The following is a 4846-nucleotide window of genomic DNA, read 5'->3' as shown; positions in this document are numbered from 1 at the left end:
CAGCACCACCCGGCGCATCTGCCCGCCGCTGAGCTGGTCGATGCGCCGCTGGGCCAGCGCGGCGTCCAGGCCGACCACGGCCAGCGCGGCGGTCACCCGGTCCTGGTCGTCGGGCGAAAACCCTGCCGCCGACGCGACTTCCAGCCCGACGTGGCTGCGCATCAACTGCAGCCGGGCCGCCTGGAACGACAACGCGACCGCACCGACCTGCTCGTGCATCGGGCGGCCGCCGAGCAGGCAGCTGCCGGTGGTGGGCACCGTCAACCCGGCCATGATCCAGGCCAGCGTGGACTTGCCGGATCCGTTGCCGCCGTGGATCAGCAGCCCGTCGCCGGTGTGCACCTCGAAGCTGATGTCGCGCAGCGCGGCCTTGGCCCACGGTGTGCCGCTGGCGTATTCGTGGCCCACCCCGCGCAGTTCGATCACCGGCGCCGCGTCCCGGTGGCCGCCCGCCGCGGTGGCCGCCGGCGCGGCGGCGGCACCGACCAGTTCGACGACCCCGGCGTTATCGCGGGAGTCGCTGAGGTTGATGGTGCGGTCGGCGATGTCGGCCTCGGTGTTGTAGTGCGTGATGTGCACCAGGGTGGTCTGGTGCCGGTTCCGCAGCCCGGACAGCACCCGCAGCAGCACCTCGCGACCCTGCTGGTCGACCATGCTGGTGACCTCGTCGGCGATCAGCAGCGCCGGTTCGCGCGCCATCGCCGCGGCCACCGCCAGCCGCTGCAGCTCACCGCCGGACAGCCCGCCGGTGTCGCGTTCGGCGAAGCCGTCCAACCCGACTTCGCCGAGCAGCCGGTCGATGTCGGTGCTGGTGCCCGGCGGCAGCCCCCACACCACGTCGTCGGCGACCCGGGTGCCCAGCACCTGGCTTTCCGGGTGCTGCATGACGACCGCGGTGCCGCCCAGCCGGCCCAACCCGACCGCGCCGGGCCGGTCCAGCCGGCCCGCCGTCGGCTCCCGGCCGGCCAGCAGCAGCATCAACGTGGTTTTGCCGGAGCCGTTGGCGCCGGTGACCGCGAGGTGTTCGCCGGCGTGCACGTCGAGGCTGACCGTCGACAGCGCGTCGTGGTCGGTGTGCGGGTAGCGGAACCGCACCCGGTCCAACCGCACCGGCACCGGCTGCACCGGCCCGCGATCCGGCGGGGTGTCCAGCTTGTGCACATCGGGCACACCGCGCAGCCGCTCCAGCACCCGGGACAGCGCCCACCACCCGATCAGCGAGACGATCATGATCATGATCACGGTGTGGACGAGGATCAGCCACGGCCAGTACTGCAGCGCCAGCGCGAAAAAGCCGCGCAGCTGGTCGCCGAACGCCCCGACATCCGGCACACCCGGGATCCCCGCGAGAACGGCGGCGCCGCGTTCGATCACCTTGGCCAGGCCGTCGACGTTGGCGGTGATGGTGTCGAAGATCAAGTGCCGCAACCGGGCCAGCACCACCAGGGAGGCCACGTTGAGGGCGCCGATCACCAGGCCGGCGACAAAGGAGGCGGCCAGCACGGTCGGTGTTCCGCGGCGTCGGCGTTTGACGACGCCGGTCAGCCCGCCGATATAGACGCAGTTGATCACCGCCATGAAGCCGCCGGCCCCGGCGATCAAAAACGCGATGGTGCCGGCGGCCACCGTGGCCGCGAACAGCACCCGGATCCGGTAGCGGTAGGCCAGCAACCCCATCGGAACCGTGCCCAGCAGCGCGATGCCCGCCGCGAACGGCACGACGACCGCGATGATTGCCGTGGCCGCGCACAGCGCGGCCATCACCGAGGCCTGCGCGAGTTCGCCGGGTTGCAGCGACCGAACCCGGGGCATAGGGGTCGGCGAGCCGGTCGCGGTCATTTCATCGATTCTGCCAGCCGCCGCGCCACGACCCACCTTGGTCTAGTTAGCAAATCTATGTAATATGGATTCATGTCGTCATCTTCTGCCGCGGACACTACGGCCAGCCTGGGCGCCGATTTGCTCAGCGTGGTCGCGCGGCTCAACCGGCTGGCTAACCAGCGGGTGCAATTGCCGCTGCCGGGGGCCCAAGCCCGGTTACTGTCCACCATCGAAGCCCTGGGCGAGGCCCGGATCTGCGATCTGGCCGCGGTGGATCACTGCTCCCAGCCGACGATGACCACCCAGGTGCGCCGGTTGGAGGACGCCGGGCTGGTGACCCGCAGCGGCGACCCCGGCGACGCCCGCGCGGTGCTGATCGCCATCACCGCCGAGGGCATGCGCACCCTGGAGCGGGTCCGCGGCGACCGCGCGGCCGCCATCGATCCGCAACTGGCGCGGCTGGCCCCCGAGGAGCGTCAAATCCTCACCGACGCGCTCGACGTGTTGCGCCGGTTCCTGGAAAACGCCGCGCCGCCTCCACGTACCGCCTGATCACCGGCGGTAGGGTGGCGCCGTCGCAGCGGCGACGGTACGAAGGATCTCAGGATCAAACCCGGACGTCCGGGGGACGCCCATAACCGTGAGGCGCGCCACGTCGATGTTTCCCTATGATCAGCCACCCACGCTGCCGGCCATGCCGACCGCCGGGTCGCGGACCGGTGGATTCAAGATCGGTCGCCGCGACGACTGCGACATCGTGGTGCGCGACCCGCTGGTGTCGCGGATCCACGCCACCCTGATCCCGACGCCGGCCGGACCGGAGATCGTCGACAACATCAGCATCAACGGCACGTTCGTCAATGGCCGCCCCGTCCAGCGGGCGATGCTGCGCGACGGCGACGTCGTGACCCTGGGCAACAGCGACTTCACCGTCGCCGGCGGCACCCTGGCGCCCCGGTCGGTCGCCCCGGGCAGCGGCGGCGTGCAGGCCGAGCGGCTGCGGCTGACCATCGACGGGCACCAGTTGTTGAGCGACGTGTCGTTCACCGCGCGCCCGGGCACCCTGACCGCGGTCATCGGGCCGTCCGGGGCGGGCAAGTCCACCCTGATCAAACTGCTGGGCGGGGTGGAGCGGCCCAGCATGGGCCGGGTCACCTTTGACGGCCACGACATCCACGCCGAGTACGCCTCGATGCGGTCCCGGATCGGGGTGGTGCCCCAAGACGACGTCGTGCACCGGCAGCTCACCGTGGAACAGGCCCTCGGGTATGCCGCCGAGCTGCGGCTGCCGCCGGACAGCACCGCCGCCGACCGCCGCCAGGTGGTGGCCGAGGTCATCGACGAGCTGGAGCTGACCGCGCACCGCAACACCCGGGTCGACAAGCTGTCCGGTGGGCAACGCAAACGCGCCTCGGTGGCCATGGAGCTGCTCACCGGCCCATCGCTGCTGATCCTCGACGAGCCGACGTCGGGGCTGGATCCCGCGCTGGACCGCCAGGTGATGTCGATGTTGCGCCGGCTGGCCGACGCCGGCCGCGTCGTGGTGGTGGTGACGCATTCGCTGACCTACCTGCGGATGTGCGATCAGGTGCTGCTGCTGGCGCCCGGCGGCAAAACCGCGTTCGCCGGTCCCCCGCACGCGATCGACGCGGCGATGGGCAGCAGCGACTGGGCCGACATCTTCGCGTTCGTCAGCGCCGACCCCGACGCCGCCCACTACCGGTACTTGACCGGTGAGCAGCGGACGCCGCCACCCCCGCCGGCGGCGTCCGTCGAGCCGGCCGGCCGTCCCGCCCGCATCCGGCGGTGGCGGCAGATCTGGAGCCTGACCCGGCGCCAGGTCCGGCTCATCGTCGCCGACCGCGGCTACTTCGCGTTCCTGGCCGTGTTGCCGTTCATCCTCGGGGCGCTGACGCTGACGGTGCCCGGCGGCACCGGCTTCGGCCCGGCCAACCCGCGCGGCGACACCCCCGACGAGGCCTCCGAGCTGCTGCTGGTGCTGCTGGTCGCGGCGGTGTTCATGGGTACCGCGTTGACGATCCGGGACCTGGTGGGCGAACGCGCCATCTTCCGGCGCGAGCAGTCCGTCGGGCTGTCGGCGTCGGCGTACCTGGGCGCCAAGGTCCTCGTGTACAGCCTGGCCGCGCTGATTCAGACCGCGATCCTGACCGCCATCGTGGTGCTCGGCAAGGGCCCGCCGAAACGCGGGGCCGACGTGCTCGGCAGCCCCGTCGTCGAACTGTTCCTCGCGCTGGCCGTCACCGCGATCGTGTCGGCGCTGATCGGGCTGGCGCTGTCGTCGCTGGCCAAGTCCACCGAGCAGATCCTGCCGATGCTGGTGGTGGCGATCATGGTGTCGCTGGTGTTCTCCGGCGGAATGTTCCCGCTGGGCGGCCGGGCCGGGCTCGACCAGCTGTCCTGGTATCTGCCGTCGCGGTGGGGGTTTGCGGCCGCCGCGTCCACCGTGGACCTGATGTCGGTGGATCCGGTGTCCCCGCACGATCAGCTGTGGACCCACTCGGCGCGCTGGTGGGTGGCCGATATGACGATCCTGGTCATCCTCGGCGCGGTGTGGACCGCGTTGGTGCGCTGGCGGTTGCGCCTACCCAGCCATCGCTGACGCGGCGCGTTACCGTAGGACGGGCACGAAAGGTGGTGGCCATGCCGAGCGAGGCGTCCGCCGCCCAGCTGACGGTCTGGGTCGGATCCGCGAAGTACGCCTTTTCCCCCGGCCCCGACGTCACGGTGGGCCTCGATCCCCGCTGCGACATCCGCCTCGACGGCCCGGACACGGCGATCTCGCCGATCCACCTGGTGCTGCGGTGCGACGACGGCCAGTGGGTGGCCATCGACAGCAGCCGCGACGGGATCTACCGCGACGGTGTGCGCGTGCCCACGGTCACCGTCGCCGACGGCCAGGCCATCACCCTCGGCGACCCGGTGCACGGGCCGCGGCTGGTGTTCCGGGTCAGCGCCCCCGCCCAAGCCCCGCTGCCGCCCTCGGAGCTGCCCACCGGCCCGATCC

General features: G+C 71.6%; 3 protein-coding genes and 1 pseudogene. 3 read left to right on the top strand and 1 reads right to left on the bottom strand.

All coding sequences use genetic code 11. The features are described from left to right. A partial coding sequence (locus tag BKN37_RS25740; RefSeq protein ID WP_071029970.1) for an ATP-binding cassette domain-containing protein occupies positions 1-1839 on the bottom strand: 1839 nt, incomplete at its 3' end. Between the two features lie 72 nt (positions 1840-1911). Between BKN37_RS25740 and BKN37_RS25735 the strand changes: the two genes are divergently transcribed. From BKN37_RS25735 to BKN37_RS28975, 3 genes and pseudogenes are all read left to right on the top strand, one after another. Then, positions 1912-2373 carry a MarR family winged helix-turn-helix transcriptional regulator gene (locus tag BKN37_RS25735; RefSeq protein ID WP_071029968.1) on the top strand — a complete coding sequence of 154 codons (462 nt, stop codon included), beginning with the start codon at positions 1912-1914 and terminating at the stop codon, positions 2371-2373. Between the two features lie 97 nt (positions 2374-2470). Continuing rightward, a pseudogene (locus tag BKN37_RS25730) lies at positions 2471-4441 on the top strand (ATP-binding cassette domain-containing protein); the annotation flags it as partial. 41 nt (positions 4442-4482) lie between these two features. Further along, positions 4483-4846, top strand: a 364-nt coding sequence (locus BKN37_RS28975; RefSeq protein ID WP_131823702.1) for an FHA domain-containing protein, incomplete at its 3' end; no start/stop codon positions are given.

It is taken from the genome of Mycobacterium talmoniae (assembly GCF_001854525.1).
In the GTDB taxonomy this organism is placed as follows: Bacteria; Actinomycetota; Actinomycetes; order Mycobacteriales; family Mycobacteriaceae; genus Mycobacterium; species Mycobacterium talmoniae.
Note: the sequence above shows the minus strand (reverse complement) of the source record. Positions and strands in the feature narration are given on the sequence as shown.

Bases quoted from the DNA above. Each gene is read 5' to 3' on its own strand.
- BKN37_RS25735 (WP_071029968.1), top strand. From the start codon at position 1,912: ATGTCGTCATCTTCTGCCGCGGACACTACGGCCAGCCTGGGCGCCGAT.